Origin of the sequence: Leeuwenhoekiella nanhaiensis (assembly GCF_002744755.1) — a bacterium.
GTDB lineage: Bacteria > Bacteroidota > Bacteroidia > Flavobacteriales > Flavobacteriaceae > Leeuwenhoekiella > Leeuwenhoekiella nanhaiensis.
Window position 1 is genome coordinate 393728 of record NZ_KZ319287.1, and the last position, 22313, is coordinate 416040.

Here is a 22313-nt window from a genome sequence, read left to right on the forward strand (position 1 = left end):
TACGAAACAGGTATAAAAAAAAGGCTGTCAATGACAGCCTTTTTTCGTTACGGAATGTTCCTCTTCCCTAAACAGCAATCGCATCGGTATGTTTCATACGATCCCAGTTTCTGTGCTGAGCAATACCTTCTATGAATTTATTCGATTCAGCATTTATAAATACCGCTTTATCCTTTTTGTAATTGGGAAGGCCTGCGTTTTTAAGTACTTCTTCGCCCGCTCCCAGTGCCGCTATGGCTTTACAGTGTTTAAAGGCTTCTCTTATAAATTTGGTAAACTTACCGGTCTTAAGCAGGGTTTTAACCGATGCATCTCCACCCGGGATCAGCAGGGCATCAAACAAAACACTTTCGGTTGTCATGACCGAGGCAGTAACCATATGTTTCATATCCTGATCACATTTAATGCTGCCGCCGTGAGGTGCCACAATTTTAACTACGGCTCCTGCTTTTTCAAGAGCATCCTTGTAGGGCTTAAAGGATTTCATATCAAAACCATCTGCTGCGAGCACTGCAATCTGCCGCGTGGCAATACTCTCGAATTTGGTTTTGGCCTGACTCAGTGCCGGGTCTTTCTTAAGGTATTCTTTTTTAGGCCGGGGTTGGAAATCCTCAATATTGGCATCAGCACCTATGGCCTGATTGACAGGCTGCTCGATGGATTTCGGAATTTTAAGGCCTAAACCACCTGCGACCTGCTCCGCTAATTGCTGATCGATCTGGCTGATAACCCAAAGCATGCGCTCCTGAATTTCCTGATGGTTGCATTTACCCAACTCAAAGGTGTAGGCATCTGCCACATGTTGCTGCTCCCATTTGGCCAAGCTGCGGTAAAACAAGGCCGGTTGTGAGTAGTGATCACTAAAACTTGTACTGCGGGAGCGTATTTTATGAGCGTCTATGCGTTCCTGATGGTGGGTAAAACCGCCTTCGGCCATCTTAGCCAGATGCGGACATCCCATGCTCAGCGAATTTGGAAAATAGGCTGTTTGCCCTTTTGGGATTTCGGTCTGCATGTGCCCATCACGCTGGTTGTTGTGACTGGGTACCACGGGTCTGTTGATGGGGATCTGGTGAAAATTAGGACTGCCCAGGCGCGATAACTGCGTATCACGATAAGAGAATAAACGCCCCTGCAGCAGCGGATCGTTTGTAAAATCGATGCCCGGTACGATATGTCCGGGTAAGAAAGCTACCTGTTCGGTTTCTGCAAAGAAATTTTCCGGATTCTTGTTGAGGGTCATCTTCCCGATGATTTCTACAGGAACCAGTTCTTCCGGGATGAGTTTAGTAGGATCAAGGAGGTCAAAATCGTATTTATGCTCGTCTTCTTCCGGGACCACCTGAATACCAAATTCCCATTCCGGAAATTGACCGTCATCGATGGCATCCCATAAATCCCGACGGTGAAAGTCGGAGTCGGCCCCATTGATTTTTACGGCTTCATCCCAGGTAACGGAGTGTACTCCCAATACCGGTTTCCAATGAAATTTTACGAAATGGGATTTACCTTCCTTATTGATGAATCGAAAGGTATGAATGCCAAAACCTTCCATCATCCGGTAACTGCGGGGAATCCCCCGGTCGCTCATCACCCAGATGTGGTTGTGCAAGGTTTCAGTAGCACGAGAAACAAAATCGTAAAAGGTGTCGTGTGCCGAAGCTGCCTGGGGAATTTCTTTATTAGGCTCGGGCTTAACGGAATGAATGAGGTCTGGAAACTTCATGGCGTCCTGAATGAAAAAGACCGGCATGTTATTACCTACCAGATCCCAGGTTCCTTCTTCGGTATAAAACTTTACCGCGAAGCCCCTTACGTCCCGCGCAAGGTCTGGCGAACCTTTAGATCCGGCAACGGTTGAAAAGCGTACAAAAACAGGAGTTTTACGCTGGGTATCGGTAAAGAGGCCGGCTTTGGTATACTTTTCCATGTTTTTATACAAATTATAATAGGACCCTTTTTGCTTAATGAGTTCGTGGTGATTTCCTATCTCAATGATTTTCCCCTGATCAAGCACGACGATTTGGTCTGCATGACGAACGGTGCTTAATCGATGTGCAACGACAACTACCGTTCGATCTTCAAAAAAGGAATTGAGCTTTTCGATTATTGTTTTTTCATTATTAGCATCTAATGCAGAAGTAGCCTCATCAAAAAATAAATATTTTGGATCCTTGTAAACAGCCCGCGCGATTAAGAGGCGTTGTTTCTGACCTGTACTTAAACCCACGCCTTCTATTCCGATCTTCGTGTTGTAAGATAAAGGTAAAGACTCTATAAAGTCTTTAATGTTGGCGATATCGACAGCTTTTCCTAGTTTATTTTTATCAATATAGTCTTCACCAATAGCTATATTGTGAGCTATGGTATCGTTAAAAATATAGCCTTCCTGCATTACTACTCCACAAGCAGATCTCCAGGTTTTTTGAGAAACATTTTCCAATTTATGGGTTCCAAGAAGCACATCTCCTTCAATGGGGGAGTAGTATTTCATCAGTAGTTTGATGAGCGTAGATTTACCACTACCGCTCACCCCAACGATAGCGGTTACTTTCTTTGCAGGAATCAAAAGATCTAAATCTTCAAGAACCAATTTATCAGAACCCGTATATTTGAAAGAGACACGCTGTAATTTTAAGTCGGACTTGTAGTTGATATCACTAATCTTTTGAGCAGTATCCTCTTCGTTTTCTTTATTATGGATTTCACCTAGTCGGTCGAGCGATATCTTAGCATCGTGATACTCGCGAACAAAATTAATAAGCTGAGAGATTGGAGAATTTAATTGTCCTACTATGTATGAGATGGCCAGCATCATACCCAAAGTGATATCGCCCTTAATCACCAGAGTTGCAGATAATACTGTTATAAGAATGTTTTTGAGCTCGTTAATAAAATTTGACCCCACCTGTTGGTACTGTTCCAATGCCAGACCTTCCACCGAAATTTTAAACAATCGGGCCTGTAAAAACTCCCACCCCCAGCGTTTTTGTTTTTCAGCGTTATGCAGTTTGATTTCCTGCATCCCATTGATGAGCTCAATGGTTTTACTTTGCTCCTGACTAACCTGAGAGAACCGTTTATAATCCAGGTCAGCACGTTTTTTAAGGAAGAGTTTTATCCATAGGAAGTAGAGAATACTACCACCAAGAAATACGACAAAGATCCAAAGATTATAATAGGCTAAAACAATACCGAATATGATCAGGTTTACAAAAGAGAATAGTACATTTAAGGAGGAAGAAGTGAGTATGCGCTCTATCCGTCTATGGTCATTAATGCGTTGCAATATATCCCCGGTCATTTTGGTGTCGAAGAATGCAATGGGTAGGTTCATTAATTTGATGAAAAAATCAGAAATAAACGATATATTAAGTCGTGTACTCAAATGTAAAAGAATCCATCCCCGTATTACTTCGATGGCTGTTCTACCTAAGAAAAGGAATATCTGAGCAATAAGTATTAGGTAGATGAATTGTATGTCCTGATTTCGTATCCCTACATCAACAATACTTTGCGTTAGAAATGGGAAAATTATTTGAAGTAAACTTCCAGCAATTAAGCCGATAATGAGCTGAACAAGGAATCTCTTGTATTGAAAAAGATATTTTGAAATAAACTCAAATCCAAACTTATGATCCTCTTCAAAGCCTGAGTCATAGAGTTTTGGAGTTGGTTCTAAAAGTAGAGCGATTCCTTCTTCGGTATGGTCATTTGCATTATTCCCTATCCAAGACTTTATAAAATCTGATTTTGAATATTTTAAGAGTCCGTGAGCGGGATCAGATATATAAAAAGTATCATTCTTTATTTTGTAAAGAACGACATAATGATTTTTATTCCAATGTAAAATGCAGGGTAATGGAGCTTCTTTAAGCTTTTCCAAATTGATACAGACACCAATAGACCGAAAACCAATTTGCTCAGCAGCTTCACTGAGCGATAGAAGATTACTACCAGACCGTGTGGTCTCACTAATACTTCTTAACGACTGGATTGAAAAACTTTTCCCATAATGCTTGGCAATAATTTTAAGGCAGGTAGGGCCACAGTCTTTGGAATCAGGTTGCCGGTATGTTGGAAAACGTTTCAAACCTTAATTATTACTATTAAATATAGGGTTTAAAACCCTGATTATCAGTAAGAATTAATTTCTAATCTAATAAGTTTTTTTTAGTTTTGGAATTTGTGACACAGATCGAATGCAATTTCAATTCCAGATTTAAATACTATTTTAAGCTTTAAATGAATTATTATATTGTTTCAATCTCTTTGGGACCATTTGATCTACTTTAATCTTAGAGTTTAGTGAACCTGATTAATAGCAGGAATTACCTTTTTAATTTTTTAGTACAGTAAGATTAAATTTATTTTGAAATTTCACTTTATGTTTTTAATGCAATCTCACACAGAAATCTTGACTTCATATAAGGCATTAATCTTTTTTAAATTAAGCAGCAATAAATCTAGATCATCTATTATTCTAGCCATAAACTAATTATTGATAGGCCATATTCCTCTTTTAATTCTTTTTCGTTCAATCCAGGTCCTACCGAAAATTGAATGCTTTCAATTCTGTTGATATCAAAGTTTTCAGGATTATTATGTTCAAAATAGTAAGGCAAAAAGCTGGGATAAGGCCTGGGCAAGGTCACCGTTTTTACTGGTTTAAGACTAGATAGTTCAAGTGCGTAGGTCTCGGTTTTAGGGGTAAGGGTCACTATGCCACCGTACGCTGAGCCATCATCAAGTACTAATGCAATCTGTAAAGGTGTGTTCCTGTCTCTTAAAGCCCTACCCTTGAAAACGATAGATTTTTTCGCATCTAAATCTGATTTTCTACCTTCTATGTCGTCCAAAATATAGTGTTTGAAGGTGTAGTCGTATATGGGCTCGGCGTTTAGATTTTCGTTATCAGGAACAAAAAGGGGACCTATATCCATCAGGTATTCTGCTTCATTGGCATGTTCTGTAGGCTTTAGACTAAAACCTCTACGCCATTGGCGTACCAGTAAGTCTACATCTTCATCCGCGTTAAAAAGATAAATAGGGTTTTCTTTAGGGACCACTCTGATTTCGTAACTGTCACGATCATAAAAATCCCATTCAAACGGCCTTCCTTCGCGGTTGGCAGGATAGGTCCTATAGGTTTCATCGGCTAGCTGGGCGATGAGGTTGTAGTTAAGGTAACCTGCATTCATTTTGTTGGCGGGAATGGTGGCTACATAATCAAAAGTGCCCTGAATTCTTTCCATCTCGACCACCTCCCGATCAAAGCCGTTTGCGGCCACAAGTTGGAGGCTTAGAGGGGCTTTTGGAGCGATGAACTGCGCGCTTATGACTAGTGGCTCCTCCGCAGAAGCCTCTTCCACGGGCTTATGCTTGAGCCAAGGCTTTTCCACATTTCCCTCGGGGGCGTAATAATCGCTCAGCTTTCCATTTTCAAAAGTATCATCAGCGGAATGATCTCCATAATTACCTGTGTTACTGAGCAGATAGGTTCCTGGCACGATGCTAAAGCTGTTTTTATTGATTTTGGGCACAAATTTGTTGCCGTTATTGATGGCTTTCAGAGATAGGTTTTTTATCCCTTCCCACGTTAATTGCATGGTGTGTTCATTCCATTGTACTACACCTACGGTTTTTTTTGGACTATTTGTCCCAAAGGGATTAGATACCCATACTGCATCTGGTTGCATTTCAAGCCTCCACGTATTCTCATCTAACTTATCCAGAAAATAAGCGCCTGTTCCGCTATATTTCACTAGTGGGGAATTACCAACCCCGGCAATTTTAATAAGTTTTTTAAGGTTTTTTGGAGTTTTGTTAGTGCTATTGGTATAAATGAAAGTGTTTTCGCTATTATAAACGGCCAGGTCCTCTTCATAGCTAATGGTCACATTATCGAAAGTATTGTTTTCGGGGTATGTGCCATAATCGGTGTACATGGGTGATTCATGAAATACCTTGCCTGCAATCATTAGGGCGAGTGCCTTTGAAGGAGTAAAGTTAAGGTTCATATAATGTGTGTTGTACTCGGTATTGTAGGGAGCGAGGTAGGTAGGATCGTAGGCAAAATGGGTTCCTATCTGTATACCGGCTTCCCTAAAACTTCTTGCTATGGCTGGGTAGATGTAAGAGCGTCCCACATTTGCTGCATCAAATTCGTAGACTAATTTTGCTCCCTCATTCGCCTTAAATTCATCATCGAAGGGAATGTTATAGTCATTTACATTAGGCAGCAGGTTGCCCGGTATTTCCTTGCCATAACCTAATCCTGTAGGATACCACTGAAAGGTACCTCCCTGAATGCCACCGTCAAAGTAGGCTTGAGCAAAATGAACGCCGTGACTGGTGTTATAAAAGATGGGTTTTTCGGTGCCGGTTGTTCGCATAGCATCTACCATTTTCTTTACATATGCCGTGACTTTGTCAGCTTCACCACTATGGTGAGGTTCATTACTAATTTCAAAGGCTATAATATTAGGTTCATTTTTATAGGCAACTCCGGTGTAAGGGTTTATGTGGTTTAAAAACTGTTCTAAATAGTTTTCTGCAGCCTTTATGGCTCCAACATTATCGAGGCTATTGCCCTTTCCGTATTTGGAAGAAAATCCAGGAGAATCGGTATCTGGTTCAGGCCAGCCGTTGCCCCAAAAAGCGATGGGTGTGATCACATAATTGATGTTATTTTCTTTTAGTTTTTTTAATAAATAGTCAAAAGCATCAAGGTGTTCATTTTCGATAAGGTTACCCAGTGTGTCACTAATTTCAGTATCCCAAACATGAAGGCGGTATAAATCAAATCCTAATCTTGAAAAGTGGTACACATCATTATCAATGGCTCTTTTTGGGTCAATTCCCATTCGCTCAGCCGAGCGGTAGGCATGGGCAAAGGGAACTGAGTAGTTTACCCCAAATCCTTTTACTTCCTCCTTGGTTTTGCCCCATCTCATTACACCTTCATTGTCAACATATACATTTCCCCTATTTTGAGCTACACTATTGAGGTGTAAAAGCATCAAAAAGATTAGTGCAATAAAATAATTAATGTTTTGATTGTTTTTTTGATTTTTAGATGAGTTCATTCGGTTGAATTTGTATTAAAATCTTTATTAGAACAATAGTACTGAGTAGTGGTTTTTATAGTAAGGTTAATAAACGTATTTGTTACGCTTATTATTTTACTATATTTATCCCAACAATTTTAAGAATTTGCTAATGAAAATAAGGGGTACATATTCATCAATTGCAGTACACATAATCTGTTTATCTGTCGCCCTGTCTTGCTTTTCACAATCCCGTCCTATTTTTGAAAATATCGACCAGAGCAGTGGTCTTTCAAACACCCGGGTGACAAGTATCGTTCATGAAAACGGTGGGTTTGTGTGGATGGGAACCAAAAATGGCCTCAATCGCTATGATGGTAAGGATATTAAAATATATAATAAGCAGAATAGCGCCCTTAGTGCCAATGACATTGCAGATCTATATCTGGATCAGGATGGAAACCTATGGATTGCAACGCTGGGTGGTGGCCTCAACCGCTATGATGCGCTTCAAAATTCTTTTGAGGTCTTTCGGCATAATCCTAACGTTGAAAACAGTATTCCTTCCAATCAGGTCAATGCCATACTGGAAGATAAAAAGGGCAATCTTTGGCTGGCTACTGAAAACGGTTTGGCTCTTTTCGATAAAGAAAATAAAGCTTTTCAACGCTTTAATTTAGGACCAGGGAAAAAAGGTCCGGGTAGCCTTAGCAGTTTGTTTTTGGCTAACGATAATATCTTGTGGATAGGAAGTTTTGGCAACGGCTTGTTTCGTATGGACATCGCTACAGGTAAGGTAGAACGGTTTGTTTCAAAGCAGCCCTACTTTTCAAATTTCATACACGACCTGTTGCAACTTCCCGATGGTAATCTGCTTATAGGCACCAGCGGGGGAGGCCTTTTGCACTTTGATCCCCAAACAGGGCTGTATTCCAACTTCTTGGCCTATCTGGGCTATGATCAGGAAATAGCAATTGTCCGCAAGCTGATTTTAGATGCTACGGGAAGCCTCTGGGTAGGTACAGATGGCAATGGTGTGCTCCGTGTGATGCACTTGGATCAACCCAATCAACACGTCTTTCAATATACCTACAATGCCAATCAGGAATCTTCTCTTGCCGGTAATGCCATCTATGAAATCTATCAGGATCATGATCATATTGTATGGGTAGGCACGGCGTGGAATGGAGTAAGTGTTCTGATACCAGACCGTGACTTCACCTACCTATATGGTGATATTTTGGGCAATAATCCATCTCCAGTGCTTTCCGTTTTCAAGGACGGTGAAACACTTTTTCTGGGACTTGACGGGCAGGGCCTCACTGTTTATGATCAGAATATCGATGAGGTTACTTATTATAAAAAAGAGACGGGGACCTCTCTGGGGGGTAATTATATTCAATACCTGATGAAGGCCCAGAACGGGATTTATTGGATGGGTACTTTTGCCAATGGTCTTTTAAAGTTTGACCCCAGGACCGGAAATAGCAAACAATATAAGCACCGGCCGGGTGATTCGCTTTCGCTGAGTTATAACGATGTGCGTTATATCATTGAGGATGAATCTGGTAATCTTTGGATTGCTACCTGGGGCGGTGGGCTCAATTATTTTGACCCACAGAAGGAAACATTCTTGAGTTATAGAGCAGATCCTTCTGCTCTTGGTGATACTTTGTTTAAAGGAATAAGCAGCGATAATGTCATCGCCATGGTGAAAGATGGCCCTGTATTATGGCTAACTACATTTGGCGGGGGGTTAAACCGTTTTGATATCCAAAAAGGAACTTTTGAACATTTTGTTTACGGGGAAATACCAAAATCAATTGCGAGTAACAACCTCTACACCATTTTTAAGGATTCAAGAAATAATTTGTGGATAGGTACTTCCGGGGAGGGTGTGAACCGCATGAATCTTGAAACGCAAATAATAGAACGCTTTGAAGATAAAAATTACTTAAGGTATGCTACTGTTACCGGTATAGTGGAAGATGAGGAAGGGGCCATCTGGATCAGTACCAAGCAAGGCCTTTTTAAATACGAGTATGATTCTAATGTTTTCTTTTCATTTCCAGATCAATATGGAGAATTTCATATCAATGCAGTATTTAAGAGTGATAGCGGGCGGCTATATTTTGGTGGTATAAATGGCCTGCTCACATTTGAACCTTCTCAAATGAAGTTAGATACAACCCAGCCGCGCGTGACATTTACAAATTTTAAATTGTTCAATAAGGAAATTTCGGTTAGTGATCGGGATATTTTAGATAAAAGCATCAACCATGTTCGAGAGGTAAGGCTGGAGCACGATATGGATGTCATCACATTTGAATTTGCTGCATTGAACTTTCCTTTTAGCGATAATACCGAGTACGCGATAAAGATGGAGGGATTTGATGAGCAATGGCGAGAAATAGGCAAGGATCGCACGGCTACTTATACCAATTTATCCCCTGGATCTTATGAATTTAGGGTTAAGGCCAGGGAAGAAGGTAGTTCCTGGGGTGAGGCATTTACTTCGGTAAAGGTGACCATATTAAAACCGTTCTGGTTGACCTGGTGGGCCTTTGTGATTTATAGCCTGCTGGTCTTGGGGCTCTTTTACATTTTTAGAAAATACATCGTTGCCTGGGAGCAGATGAAATCAAACCTGAGGCTGGAGCGACTTACTCACGAGAAGGATACGGAACTTTACAACCTTAAGCAGCGGTTTTTTACTAATATATCACACGAGATTCGCACCCCGGTTACCTTAATCCTAAGTGCTATAAATAGATTGGGGGAGCGCAAGGAACTTATGGATGAAGCGATCAGCCCCGCTGTTGCTTCTGCAAAAAAACACGGAAATCACTTGTTGCATCTGGTCAATGAACTTCTTGATTTTAGAAACTTGGAAGATCAGTCCAAAAAGTTGAAATTAGCTCATACCGATTTCATAGATTTTGGCAAAGAAATCTGTCTTTCCTTTACCGAAAGTGCCTTGAAAAATGATATAACATTTCATTTTGAAGCAAAACCCAGCCAGCTTATGCTCTGGTTTGACAAGAACCAGATGGAAAAGGTATTTTACAATCTCTTAAGTAATGCTTTTAAGTTCACACCCGGTGGTGGCCATATTAAGCTAAGTGTGGAAGACGCTCATAATGAGGTGTTTCTCAAGGTACAGGATAGCGGTATAGGTATTTCCAAAGGGCAAATAGGTAAAATATTCAACAGGTTTTACCAGTCGCCCAATTCTGCAGAAATACAAGAAAACGGTTTTGGTTTGGGACTTTCCATCACACAGGAAATCGTTGAGCTGCACGGAGGCAAGATCACCGTAGAAAGCATCAAGGGCGGTGGTACCACTTTTATCGTAAGCCTTCTTAAGGGTAGAGATCATTTTGACACAAATGCCATCGAAGACGATCTTGCTGACTCTGAAAATGTGGAACATTACCTATATGAAGGTATGCAACTTGAAGATACCGTTAGCGTACAGCCAGAGTGGGACGAGCTCAGGGACCTTACCCTCCTCGTGGTAGAAGATAACCTTGAGATACGCGCTTACCTTAAAGCTTTACTTAGCGCACAGTGCGACTTGCTTGAGGCAGAAAATGGGGAAGAGGCCTTTGAGTTAGCCATTAGCAAACAACCAGATCTCATCATCAGCGATATTATGATGCCGGTGATGGATGGGATTACGCTTACCCGGAAGCTAAAAGAAAATGTTGACACCAGCCACATCCCTGTTATCCTGCTCACTGCACGGGCCTCGTTCATTCATAAAATGCAAGGCTACGGCACGGGTGCCGATGATTATGTGACCAAGCCCTTTAACGAGGCATTATTGCGTGCCAGAATAAAAAGTCTTATTCTTAACCGTCAGCGGCTTCAGGAACACTTTGGCGGGGAAGCCCTGCTCACTCTTAATGAACTTCCCGTAAACACAGTGGACCAAAAATTTTTGGAAGAACTCATCAAGATAATTCAGGGAAATATTGACAGCGAAAACCTTAGTGCAGATTACCTTAGCCGGGAAATGGGAATGAGTCATAGCGTAATCTATAAAAAGGTAAAAGCACTCACGGGAATGACTCTGGTAGAATTTGTTAGGGATTATAAACTTAAAATAGCAAAAGTACTGATATTTGAACAAGGCTTTTCAGTAAGTGAAGCCTGCTACAAGGTGGGCTATTCTGATCGCAAATACTTTAGTAAGCTTTTCAAGAAAAAATTTGGGAAAAACCCTTCTGAATTTAGTAGAAAATAATAGTTTATAAACAACCTTTTTAAGGTTAATAACCGTTTACTTGACTCTTTCTCCCTTCAATTAATTACTCTTGATAAATTTTTCTTGAAAAAACGAAATCTTCACCCTATTAAAATCAATTTTCACCCCCTTTAGGTTTACGCAAACGTTTTAATTGCACTTAGTTTTGTGAATATAATAGATACAACGATATCGATTTAGCTATTTAATAATGTTCGCAGCAGATGATTGCCAATTTAATAATTAAAATAAATGTCAAAACCTATGCTAAATAAGTTTTTTAAACCCAATTTTTATTGGACACTCCTTTTATTTATATCACCTTTGGGAATATTTGGACAGAGCGTTACCGTCTCAGGTACAATTACTGATGCTGGTTCTGGAACATTGCTTCCGGGGGTTAATATAGTAGTGAAAAATACCTCAAATGGAGTTACTTCAGATTTTGATGGTAAGTATCAAATAGATGTAGAGCAGGGTGATATTTTAGTGTTTTCTTACGTAGGTTTTACTACTCAGGAAGTTCCGGTGACTGGAACAACTTTAGATGTCGCTCTTAAAACCGATGCTGCAGAGTTAGATCAGGTAGTGGTCATTGGCTATGGTACCACTACGATCAAAGATGCTACTGGTTCATTAACCTCAGTAACTTCTGAAGACTTTAACAAAGGAAACATCGTCACCCCAGAAAACCTCCTGAGCGGAAGGGTAGCCGGACTAACCATTAATACAGGTGGTGAACCAGGAGCTGGTTCTACCATAAGAATTAGGGGCGGTGCTTCATTGGGTGCATCAAATGACCCGCTTATTGTTATTAATGGTTTGCCCGTAGATGACAATGCAGTAGGTGGTTCACGTTCTGTATTGAGTACAATAAACCCAAACGATATTGAGTCGTTCACCGTATTGAAAGATGCATCGGCAACTGCCATCTATGGTTCAAGGGCATCAAACGGTGTAATTATCATAACAACAAAAAAAGGCTCGCGCAATCTTAGGGTGAACCTTGACACTCAAATGGGTACTAATACGCTACCCAATAAAATTAATGTTTTTTCTGGAAATGAACTTCGCGAAATCGTTGCTTCTGAAAGACCGGGACTCTTGAATAGATTGGGTAATGCAAATACAGATTGGCAGGACGAAATTTATAGAAATGGAATGACTTCCAGCCAAAACCTATCCGTTTCAGGAGCGATTGCAGATGTTCCCGTGCGGGTTAGTATAGGTCGTACCTACCAAGAAGGGCTTAGGTTGACGTCAAAATTTGAACGAAACAACTTTAGTGCAAACCTTAACCCTAGCTTTTTTGAAGATCACCTCAAAATCAATGTCAACGCAAATGCCTCTTTTGAAAAGAACAGGTTTGCCGGGGGAGAAGAGGGCAACGCGATTACATTTGATCCCACACAGCCGGTTTATGATCCTAATTCTCCGTTTGGTGGCTTTTTTCAATATACCAACATTGTGGATGATGGCGTGCTAAATGCTGATGATCTACTTTCAAATTCACCGTTCAACCCTGTTGCAAATTTGCTTCAAAATGAAAGCATTAGCAACGTACGGCGCATCTATGGAAATGCCAAATTTGATTACAAACTGCATTTTTTTCCAGACATCACGGCAACAGTTAATCTTGGTTTTGATGAGCAGACCGCAGACGGTTATGTTAAAGTCTCACCGTTCAATCCCTTAAGTCAGGCTGATGGTCGAATCATAGGGTCGTTTTCGCAATATGATAATTATCAAAAAAATACCCTTTTTGACGGTTATCTTGCCTACAACAAGGATTTAGGTGATTTTGGAATAGAAGCTACCGCGGGTTATTCTTACCAGAAATTTACCAGTGAGCAGTACAATACAGGTGAACTCCTGGATGATGGTCCCGATACCGAACCTACCCTAAATGTAGATACAGACCTTGTACTTATAGGATTTTTTGGCCGTTCAAATTTTAGCTTTAAAGATAGATACATACTCACACTTAGTTACCGTCGCGATGGTACTTCCCGTTTTAGCCCAGATAACCGCTGGGGGAATTTCCCTGCGGCTGCATTTGCATGGCAGATCAATGAAGATTTCTTTCCAGAATCCCAGGCATTTTCTACCCTTAAACTGCGTTTGGGTTATGGAATCACAGGACAGCAAAACATAGGTCGCGGCAACAGAGACCTGTTTTTAGCCCGTTACGTGCGTGGACTGCCTGCCTCACAATACGAATTTGGTGGTGAGGTACTTACCGTAGGTATCCCTCAATTTAGAAATGAAAACATAAAATGGGAAGAGACCACTACCTACAATGTGGGCTTTGATTATGGTTTTATGAATGATCGGTTTACAGGCTCAATAGAAGGGTTTTATAAAGAGTCAAGTGATCTGCTTGCCAATGCCGCCATTTCTGACGGCTCAAACTTTAGTAATGCCGGGTTTCAAAACGTAGGTAATTTTACTACACAAGGACTTGAGTTTGCTATAAATGCTGACATTATACAACCCCTAAACCCAAACGATTTTAGATGGAGTCTTAATTATAATGCCACCTATATCGAACGCGAAATTAAAGAACTTGCTCTTAACCAAGATCAAGAAGTAGGCGGTATCGCTGGTGGAACTGGGAATACAGCTCAAATCAATCGTGTGGGTTATGCACCATTTACCTATTATGTTTACAAACAGATATATAATGCTGATGGGTTACCCATAGAAGGGGGTTACGCTGATCTTAATGGTGATAACATTATAAATGGAAATGACCGGTACCTCTATAAAAATGGGAATGCAGATGTTACAATGGGCTTGCTTTCCAATATGAGTTATAAGAATTTCGACTTTTCATTCAATCTGAGGGCAAGCTTGGGCAATTATGTATATAACAACGTAAATTCTGCCAGAGCACAGTTTAACCTGCTCGAGAACAATGCCGTGGCTTCAAATCTTCCCAGAGCCGTACTGCAAACAGGTTTCAATGTGACTGAAGATGTTATTCTATCTGATTTTTACATCGAAAATGCTTCCTTCTTAAAGATGGATAATATCACCCTGGGCTACACCATAAATAGTTTGTTTGATGGAAGCGCTTCCCTTAGGTTGAGTGCCGGGGTGCAAAATGTCTTTATAATCACAGACTATTCTGGGTTGGATCCTGAAGTATTTAACAACGGAATAGATAACACGATATACCCCAGGCCAAGAACGTTCTTGGTTGGGGCTAATTTTAGCTTATAAAAATTATGAAAATGAACACGTTATTAATTAAAAGGATTTGGGTACTGGCCGGAGTATTATTGTTTCTCGTAGGCTGTACAAACGATCTTGATGTAGAACCGGGAGATCCAGAAGCATTTTTGGACACTGACTTTTATGCAGACCCTGCCTCTTACCGAAGCGGTCTCGCCGGTGTTTATGGAAACCTAAGTCTTACGGGTACCGATGGTGCCGGAAGCTCCAACATTCAGGGACTTGATGCCGGGACCAGTCAATATGGTCGCGGCTGGTGGAACCTTCAAGAGCTTACCAGTGATGAGGCCATCTGGTCTTGGGAAAATGACCCGGGCCTAAGGGAATTGAACCGTAATACCTGGAACGCCGATAATGTAGTCCTTCGGGGAATGTTTGGCAGGGTTATGACATCGGTCTCTTTTGCCAACGAGTACCTGAGACAAACTTCTGATGCTGCCCTTGATGGCAGGGGAGTAGATGCAAGCCTGCGTGCCGATATTGCAGAGTACAGAGCTGAGGCACGCTTTTTAAGGGCATTGGCCTATTATCATATGGTAGACCTCTTTGGCAAAGCACCTTTTGTAACCGAAAATGACCCTGTGGGAGCTTTTCAGGCTCCCGAGTATAACCGGGAGCGGTTGTTTGAATTTATTGAAAGCGAGCTTCTCGAGATCATTCCACAAATGGTTGATCCGCTTCAGAACGAATATGCCCGTGCAGATAAGGCCGCTGCTTGGATGCTTTTAGCAAAACTATACCTTAATGCTGAAGTATATGTGAATCAAGACCGCTATGCAGATTGTTTGCAATACTGTCAGCAAATTATTAATTCGGGTTATGAGCTTACGCCAAATTACCTAAACAACTTTAAAGCCGATAACAATGATCAACCTGCAAGAAACGAAATTATATTCCCAATCATTTCTGACGGGGTTACCACTCAAAATTTTGGTCCCACAACAGTGATGGTCAACGGTCAGGTAGGATCTCAAGAGGCCAATGGCGGTAATTTTGGGGTAAATGCCGGTGGCTGGAGCGGAGCACTGCGAGTGCCTGCAGAGTTTTCTGAGACCTTCCAGAATGGCAACTACAATATTGACGTGCGAAACACATTGATCACTGAGGATAGAATTATCAATATTCCTGATGTCTCTCAGAGGGATACAGGCTTTATCATCGCAAAATGGTCTAACCTTACTTCAGACGGGCAACCCGGTTCTGCCATTGAGATAGTAGATACTGATTTCCCTATGTTTCGCCTGGCAGATGCTTATCTTATGTACGCTGAAGCACATTTACGGGGTGGTGGTGGTGATCTTGGCACTGCGGTAGGCTATGTAAATGATCTAAGGGCACGTGCAGGCAACCCCAATGCAGTTGCAGCCAACAGGCTGACCTTAGATCTCATTCTCAATGAGCGGTTAGTAGAACTTTACTGGGAAGCCCACAGGAGACAGGATCTTATCCGTTTTGGCCGATACACCGGTGGTACCTATAATTGGTCTTGGAAGGGTGGATCGGCAAACGGCATCGCCATAGATGCCACCAGAGATGTTTTTCCAATTCCCGCTGCAAGCCTCGCGGCCAATCCAAATTTAACTCAGAATCCAGGTTACTAATTCAAAAAAAGTTAATATGAAAAAAACAATTTTAATTTACGGTGCTTTCCTAGCCTTATTTGGCTTGATCTCGTGTGACGAAGAAGATTACTTAGTATTCACAGCGCAGCCAGATCCAGAAGGGGTAAACTTTGAAAACTCCTTTTCTTCCCAGTACTTGCTCAGCGAGGATACCGGTACCAACATCGCCGAGCGCTTTTTTTGGAACCCGGTAGATTTTGATGCCCCTGTAAATATCACGTATGACCTAGAAGCTTCACTTGATTCTGAATTTACCACACCCGTAATCTTAGGTTCTACCTCAGCTACCAATCAAGCGGTTACAGTTGATCAAATGCTTGAATTTGCTGAAGACCTGGGCTTGGATGACGATCCTGCAACTACGGGAGAAGATGGTCTGCCCAATAATACAGGTCAGGTTTATTTCAGAATCCATGCTTATTCAGGTACTGGAGCTGCAAATTCCGTCGAGGTATATTCAGATGCTGCACCTTTGACCCTGCGCATAATCGAGCAGGCGCCTAGTACAGGGGGCGGTTGCGCCTCGATTTACGTGGTAGGTGCAGCAGCGGTAGATGCTGGCTGGGAGTGGAGTTCGCCCATAGAATTTTTCTGTGATGGGGATGTTTATACCGCCAGGATTGAGCTTACCAATGATACATTCCGGTTTTTTGAGATTGAAGGGGACTGGGCATCTGGCCTTAACTATACTTATTTTGAAGAGGAAGGCTTTACCATTGATGAAAACTTCGTAAATGCTGCCGATGGCGACAGTAATTTCAGTTTTGTGGGAACTCCAGGTATTTATGAGGTCGTGGTAGACAGCAATGAAAAAACGATAACCCTCACGCCTTCCACACCTTATTACCTTGTAGGAGACGGTGTGCCTACTGGCTGGAACTGGGATGAACCCGTGGTAAACGTTGTTGAGACCAGTGCCTACATCAGGACGGCAACCCTAGAGTTTAGCGGTACCGGAGCCTTTAGGGTATTTACTTCCTTCAACGACTGGAACAGCGGGATTAATTATCCCTCATTTGAAGAAATGGGTTATACCATAGATGGGAATTTTGAAAATGCCGGAGACGGTGATAGTAATTTTACGTTTGTGGGTACCCCTGGAACGTATACGATGACTATCAACACGCTTGAGAGAACCATCAGTGTAGAATAGTTATCCAGTTTAGAAAAGACAAGGAACGTACTGCTTCTTGGTTTAGCGTTCCTTGTTGCATTAACCAAAAATAAAATGATATGCTACGAATATTCTTAATCTTTTTTTCACTTTTTGTGGCGACTTCCTGTTCTCCCGGCGATGGGAATGAAAACCCACCGGAAGACCCCACTGCTGGTGAAAACCCCGATGAAGGCGAAGAGCCAGGAGTTGACAGCAATGACCCACCGGAGGAGCCTGATTTTTACTACGGCGCAGATCTATCTTATGTCAATGAGATGGAAGACTGTGGTGCTGTTTACAAAAATCTAGATGGAAATAATGCTGATCCTTATAAAATCTTCGCAGAAGCCGGTTCAAACCTGGTACGGGTAAGGCTCTGGCATGATGCCGCCTGGACCGATTATTCTGATCTGACAGACGTGAAAAAGACTATAAGCCGCGCAAAGGCCGAAGGTATGAGGGTAATGCTAGACTTTCATTATTCTGATGACTGGGCTGATCCTGCCAGGCAAGAAATACCTGCGGCCTGGGAAGCGCAGATTGATAATACCGAAGCCTTGGGGCAATTGTTATACGACTACACTTATGACACCCTTGAGGAGCTGGAAGCCGAAAACCTTACGCCAGACATTGTGCAGGTGGGGAATGAGATCAATCCCATGATCCTTCAAAAAGGGGAACTGCAATGGCCCATTAACTGGACCCGAAATTCCTCGTTGATCAATCAGGGTATTAAAGCTGTACGTGACCTTTCGGCAGAAAAAAATGCGGGAATCGAGGTCATGCTCCACATTGCACAGCCAGAAAACGGATTGTGGTGGTTTGAACAGGCCACAAACGCAGGGGTAACTGATTATGACTGGATAGGATTATCGTACTATCCCATCTGGTCTGATTACGATCTTGACGAGGTTTCCACTCCGCTTTCGACCTTGATAAACACGTATAACAAAAAACTCATGATCGTGGAAACCGCCTATCCGTTTACCATGCAAAATGCAGATAGTGCAAACAATATCTTGGGTAATGATGCTTTGGTTCCCGGTTTTGAGGCAAGTCCAGAAGGGCAGTTGGGCTATCTCAATGCCTTGAGGGACGTATTGGTAGAGGTAGGGGCCGGCGGCCTAATTTATTGGGAGCCCGCTTGGGTCTCCACCAGCTGTAGCACACAATGGGCGCAGGGATCCCATTGGGATAACGCAACCTTATTTGATCACGATTATAAAGCTACCTTGGGCCTTACCTTTTACAATGGGGCACTAAACGATTAGCTTTAAAAGATGAATGGAGATATGAAAACTTTATGCAGAAGAAAGTCGGCAGGGCTGGCTTTCTTTTTTTTTATGCTTGTCAGCATGACTACAATGGCCCAGAGGGAATACAAAGCCCTTCAACAGGGCTGGAAATTCACCAAGGGTAATCCAGAAAATGCAGAGCGCCCCAGTTTTGACGATGCCTCTTGGGAAAGCGTAAGCGTACCCCACGATTGGGCCATCAGCGGGCCCTTTGACCCCAAAGGCGATGGCAATACAGGTAAGTTACCCTGGAAAGGTGAGGGCTGGTACCGCACTGGAATGGATTTGGCGCAAGCCGATGCAAACAAAAGGATATACCTCATTTTTGATGGGGTCATGGCATTTCCCAAGGTTTATGTAAACGGTAAACGTGCAGGAAGCTGGGATTATGGCTACAACTCCTTCTATCTGGATGTGACCGATCATGTTATTTTTGGCCAAAAAAACACGTTGGCCGTTTATACAAATACCACGGAGCACGACAGCCGCTGGTATCCTGGCGCAGGCATCTATAGAAAGGTGCAACTGCTTAAGGTAGACCCGGTTCACTTGGGCATTTGGGGAAACCACATTACCACGCCTATAGTGAAGCCCCACTACGCAGACGTACGCATCAGCAGCACGGTGTTAAACATGAGTAGCCGGGCAGATTCGGTAAAGGTGTTGCAGACCATCTTGGATCCCAAGGGCAATGAATTGCAGAGCAAAGAAATAATCAAATACCTCAATCCAAAGGAGGAGAAAAACCTCGAAGTCACCCTTAAGGTACTCGATCCCCAGCGATGGGACGTAGAAAATCCCAACCTATACGCTACAAAAACACAGGTGTTTTTTGGGGATAAACTTGTTGACGAGACGGTTTCCACTTTTGGTATTCGTACCACCCGGTTTACGGCCAATGACGGATTTTATTTAAATGACAAAAGGGTACAGCTCAAAGGGGTAAACCTTCATCACGGGCACGGCCCGCTGGGTGCAGCTTTTCACCCTCGGGCGATGGAGCGCCAACTGGAAATTATGAAGTCTATGGGCGTTAACGCCATACGTAATAGCCATAATGTTGCCGCACCAGAACTTCTGGAACTCTGCGATCGTATGGGATTGCTGTTTTTCAATGAGATTTTTGATAAGTACGATGCAAAAGCTGATATAACAGATACGACCAATTTTGAAGAATTCGCCCATAGGAACATAAAGAATTTCGTGCTTAGGGATCGCAATCACCCGTCTGTGTTTCTGTGGAGTGTAGGGAACGAGATAGGCGATGTACAGTGGAATATTGATAATGGCTTTCAGAAACTGCACACTATGGTGAACTATGTGAAAAAGTATGACCACACCCGCCCGGTGACTCTGGTTAATGACAATATGCAGAGCGCATCGATGAGGCATTTTGATTATTATGACATCCATGCTTGGAATTATGGCCGAAGGTACCGCCTGGCCCGGCAAATGGAGCCTGACAAGGCCGTCGTGATCAGCGAGTCAGCCTCTACTTTAAGCACTCGTGGTTTCTATGAATTTCCTCTGCCGGAAGATAAGACTGAGGTCACGGGATCACTTCAGGTAAGCTCTTATGACTTTAACGCCCCTTCCTGGGCTGAGATCGCTGATGATGATTTTATGTGGCAGCAGGACGAACCCTATATCGCAGGTGAATTTGTCTGGACAGGTTTTGATTATCTAGGTGAACCCACACCTTACACAGGTATGACGGCTAAAGAGATGAATTTAGGTGAGGAAGCTGCAGCACGCAGCTCGTATTTTGGCATTGTTGATTTGGTAGGTATTCCCAAGGACCGATACTATCTGTACAAAAGTTACTGGAAACCCGAAGAAAAAACCATCCACATCCTCCCGCATTGGAATTGGGAAGGAAGGGAAGGCGAGGTCACCCCGGTATTTGTTTATACCAATGGCGACTGTGCAGAATTGTTTATTAACGGAAAATCCCAGGGAAAACAATGTAAAAATCCGGTCTCTATGAATTCGACCGAGCGTTTTAGGTTGATGTGGAAGGACGTCACCTACGAACCCGGTGAAGTAAAAGCTGTGGTCTATAAAGATGGTGCTGTAATTGGCGAAAAAACAATAAAAACGGCGGGGGAAGTAAGTATGATTAAACTAAGCCCTGACAGGACAACTATAATGGCTAACGGGATCGATCTAAGCTACATACTTGTAGAAGCCTTTGACAAAGATGGCAATCCTGCGCCACTTGCAGATAATGCCTTGCAAATTGAAGTAAATGGTACCGGTTATTTAGCTGGTGTAGGTAATGGTAACCCACAGAGTCTAACCCCTTTTAAAGGCAATATGGTCAATTTGTTTTATGGAAAGGCTATGATCATTATAGGTAGTGGGTTTAAAAAAGGACTTACTAATGTAAGCGTAAGGGGAGAGGGTTTAAACGAGGTAAGAACCCAGTTAGAAATTCAATAAAATTATCCTATTAAACACCGCCTTTCCTACTATGCATCATTAAAAGAAAATAACTAAAAATCAAGATTAACCTAAAGCACTTAAGTAAGTCGCTACTTAAAATATTCTATAAGTTTTTGAGAAAATAGTTTCGTTTTACTTTATGATAGATGATTAATTTTCAGCATAAAATTTTAATCATGGATTTGTGTAAACGTTTTGGTTTTTTATTCATTTTAATTTTAACAGTTGGTTGTAAACAAGTAGAGCGCAACTTTAGAGCATCAAGCCAATTAATTCAGTATGAAGGGCGCTACGAAAATCTCAATGACACATCGGTTGCCCTTATTGGTTCAGGTTCAGTTGTTGAAATGAACATTGTGGGAGATACCTGTACGCTATTTTTATCTAATGGTGTACAAGATCATTCCTACGTAGCTCTTGAGGTAAATCAAGAATATAAAGGCAGATTTCTTGTGGACGGAAGTCCCATTGGGATAAAATTACCCTCTTCAGACACCTCAAATGTAAAGATTTATAAAGCTACGGAAGCCAGTACAGGAGATGTTATTTTTAATAAAGTAAGTGCGAAGAAATTAATTGAAGTAACCCATGTATATAAGCCCATAATCGAATTTATTGGTAATAGTATCACTTGTGGAATGGGTGCACAAACGGAAGAAATACCCTGCGATACTGGTGAATGGTATGATCAGCACAATTCATATTTGGCTTATGGTCCAAGAACTGCCAGGGCTTTAAATTGTGATTATAGGTTGAGTTGTGTATCAGGGATGGGTATGTACCGCAATTGGAATGATGAAGAGCAGCCTGTAATGCCTGATGTGTATAAAAATTTAAGACTGAATAGCAATACATCTAAGAAAATCACGTTTGAAAGCAAACCCGATTTAGTCTCAATCGCTTTAGGTACTAATGACCTTTCTTTAGGCGATGGAAAAAAAGATAGAAGTGGATTTGACCAAAATAGATTTATAAGCAATTATACTGATTTTGTGAAAATGATATTTGATATGTATCCTGAGACTAAGGTCGTTATGCTGACCAGCCCAATGATAGGTGAACGGGAACAACGTATTTTACTGGAGTCTTTAAAAATAATTCAGCAAAATATGACAGGAAAACCTGTATATATTTTTGAGTTTGCTCAGATGGAACCAAATGGTTGTGGTGGCCACCCAAATCTTAGAGATCATCGCAAAATGGCAGAACAGTTAATTCCTTTTCTAGGAAAACTATTTGACAATTAGAAAAGTACGCCAA

General features: G+C 41.9%; 9 protein-coding genes. 7 read left to right on the forward strand and 2 right to left on the reverse strand.

What is annotated here, in order from left to right; translation table 11 throughout:
• Nucleotides 1-67: 67 nt before the first annotated feature.
• Both CJ305_RS19575 and CJ305_RS01835 read right to left on the reverse strand, forming a co-directional pair.
• Nucleotides 68-4093 carry a catalase gene (locus CJ305_RS19575; RefSeq protein WP_099644524.1) on the reverse strand — a complete coding sequence of 1342 codons (4026 nt, stop codon included), beginning with the start codon at nt 4091-4093 and terminating at the stop codon, nt 68-70.
• 385 nt (nt 4094-4478) lie between these two features.
• The gene (locus tag CJ305_RS01835) at nt 4479-7088 is read right to left on the reverse strand and encodes a cellulase family glycosylhydrolase (protein WP_099644525.1); all 2610 of its coding nucleotides are present in this window, start codon (nt 7086-7088) and stop codon (nt 4479-4481) included.
• Between the two features lie 133 nt (nt 7089-7221).
• Between CJ305_RS01835 and CJ305_RS01840 the strand changes: the two genes are divergently transcribed.
• From CJ305_RS01840 to CJ305_RS01870, 7 genes are all read left to right on the forward strand, one after another.
• On the forward strand, nt 7222-11298 hold the full coding sequence (locus CJ305_RS01840; RefSeq protein WP_099644526.1) for a hybrid sensor histidine kinase/response regulator transcription factor: 4077 nt from the start codon (nt 7222-7224) through the stop codon (nt 11296-11298).
• A 324-nt stretch (nt 11299-11622) separates the two neighbouring features.
• A complete protein-coding gene (locus CJ305_RS01845) occupies nt 11623-14523 on the forward strand; it encodes a SusC/RagA family TonB-linked outer membrane protein (protein ID WP_317043980.1) in 2901 nt (966 codons plus the stop codon).
• A gap of 11 nt (nt 14524-14534) precedes the next feature.
• Complete coding sequence (locus CJ305_RS01850; RefSeq protein WP_099644527.1) at nt 14535-16136, forward strand: RagB/SusD family nutrient uptake outer membrane protein; 1602 nt, start codon at nt 14535-14537, stop codon at nt 16134-16136.
• Nucleotides 16137-16152: 16 nt separating this feature from the next.
• Nucleotides 16153-17310 (forward strand): SusE domain-containing protein, encoded by a 1158-nt coding sequence (locus CJ305_RS01855; RefSeq protein WP_099644528.1) that lies wholly within the window; start codon nt 16153-16155, stop codon nt 17308-17310.
• Between the two features lie 80 nt (nt 17311-17390).
• Nucleotides 17391-18584, forward strand: a complete 1194-nt coding sequence (locus CJ305_RS01860; protein ID WP_099644529.1) for a glycoside hydrolase family 53 protein — start codon at nt 17391-17393, stop codon at nt 18582-18584.
• An 84-nt stretch (nt 18585-18668) separates the two neighbouring features.
• Nucleotides 18669-21050: a glycoside hydrolase family 2 TIM barrel-domain containing protein gene (locus CJ305_RS01865; RefSeq protein ID WP_223248777.1), complete on the forward strand. Its 2382-nt coding sequence runs from the start codon at nt 18669-18671 to the stop codon at nt 21048-21050.
• Between the two features lie 179 nt (nt 21051-21229).
• Nucleotides 21230-22300 carry an SGNH/GDSL hydrolase family protein gene (locus CJ305_RS01870; protein WP_223248778.1) on the forward strand — a complete coding sequence of 357 codons (1071 nt, stop codon included), beginning with the start codon at nt 21230-21232 and terminating at the stop codon, nt 22298-22300.
• Nucleotides 22301-22313: the final 13 nt, after the last annotated feature.

Coding starts and splice junctions, on each gene's coding strand:
- CJ305_RS01835 (WP_099644525.1), bottom strand. CDS start 7,088: ATGAACTCATCTAAAAATCAAAAAAACAATCAAAACATTAATTATTTT.
- CJ305_RS01840 (WP_099644526.1), top strand. CDS start 7,222: ATGAAAATAAGGGGTACATATTCATCAATTGCAGTACACATAATCTGT.
- CJ305_RS01850 (WP_099644527.1), top strand. CDS start 14,535: ATGAACACGTTATTAATTAAAAGGATTTGGGTACTGGCCGGAGTATTA.
- CJ305_RS01855 (WP_099644528.1), top strand. CDS start 16,153: ATGAAAAAAACAATTTTAATTTACGGTGCTTTCCTAGCCTTATTTGGC.
- CJ305_RS01860 (WP_099644529.1), top strand. CDS start 17,391: ATGCTACGAATATTCTTAATCTTTTTTTCACTTTTTGTGGCGACTTCC.
- CJ305_RS01865 (WP_223248777.1), top strand. CDS start 18,669: ATGACTACAATGGCCCAGAGGGAATACAAAGCCCTTCAACAGGGCTGG.
- CJ305_RS01870 (WP_223248778.1), top strand. CDS start 21,230: ATGGATTTGTGTAAACGTTTTGGTTTTTTATTCATTTTAATTTTAACA.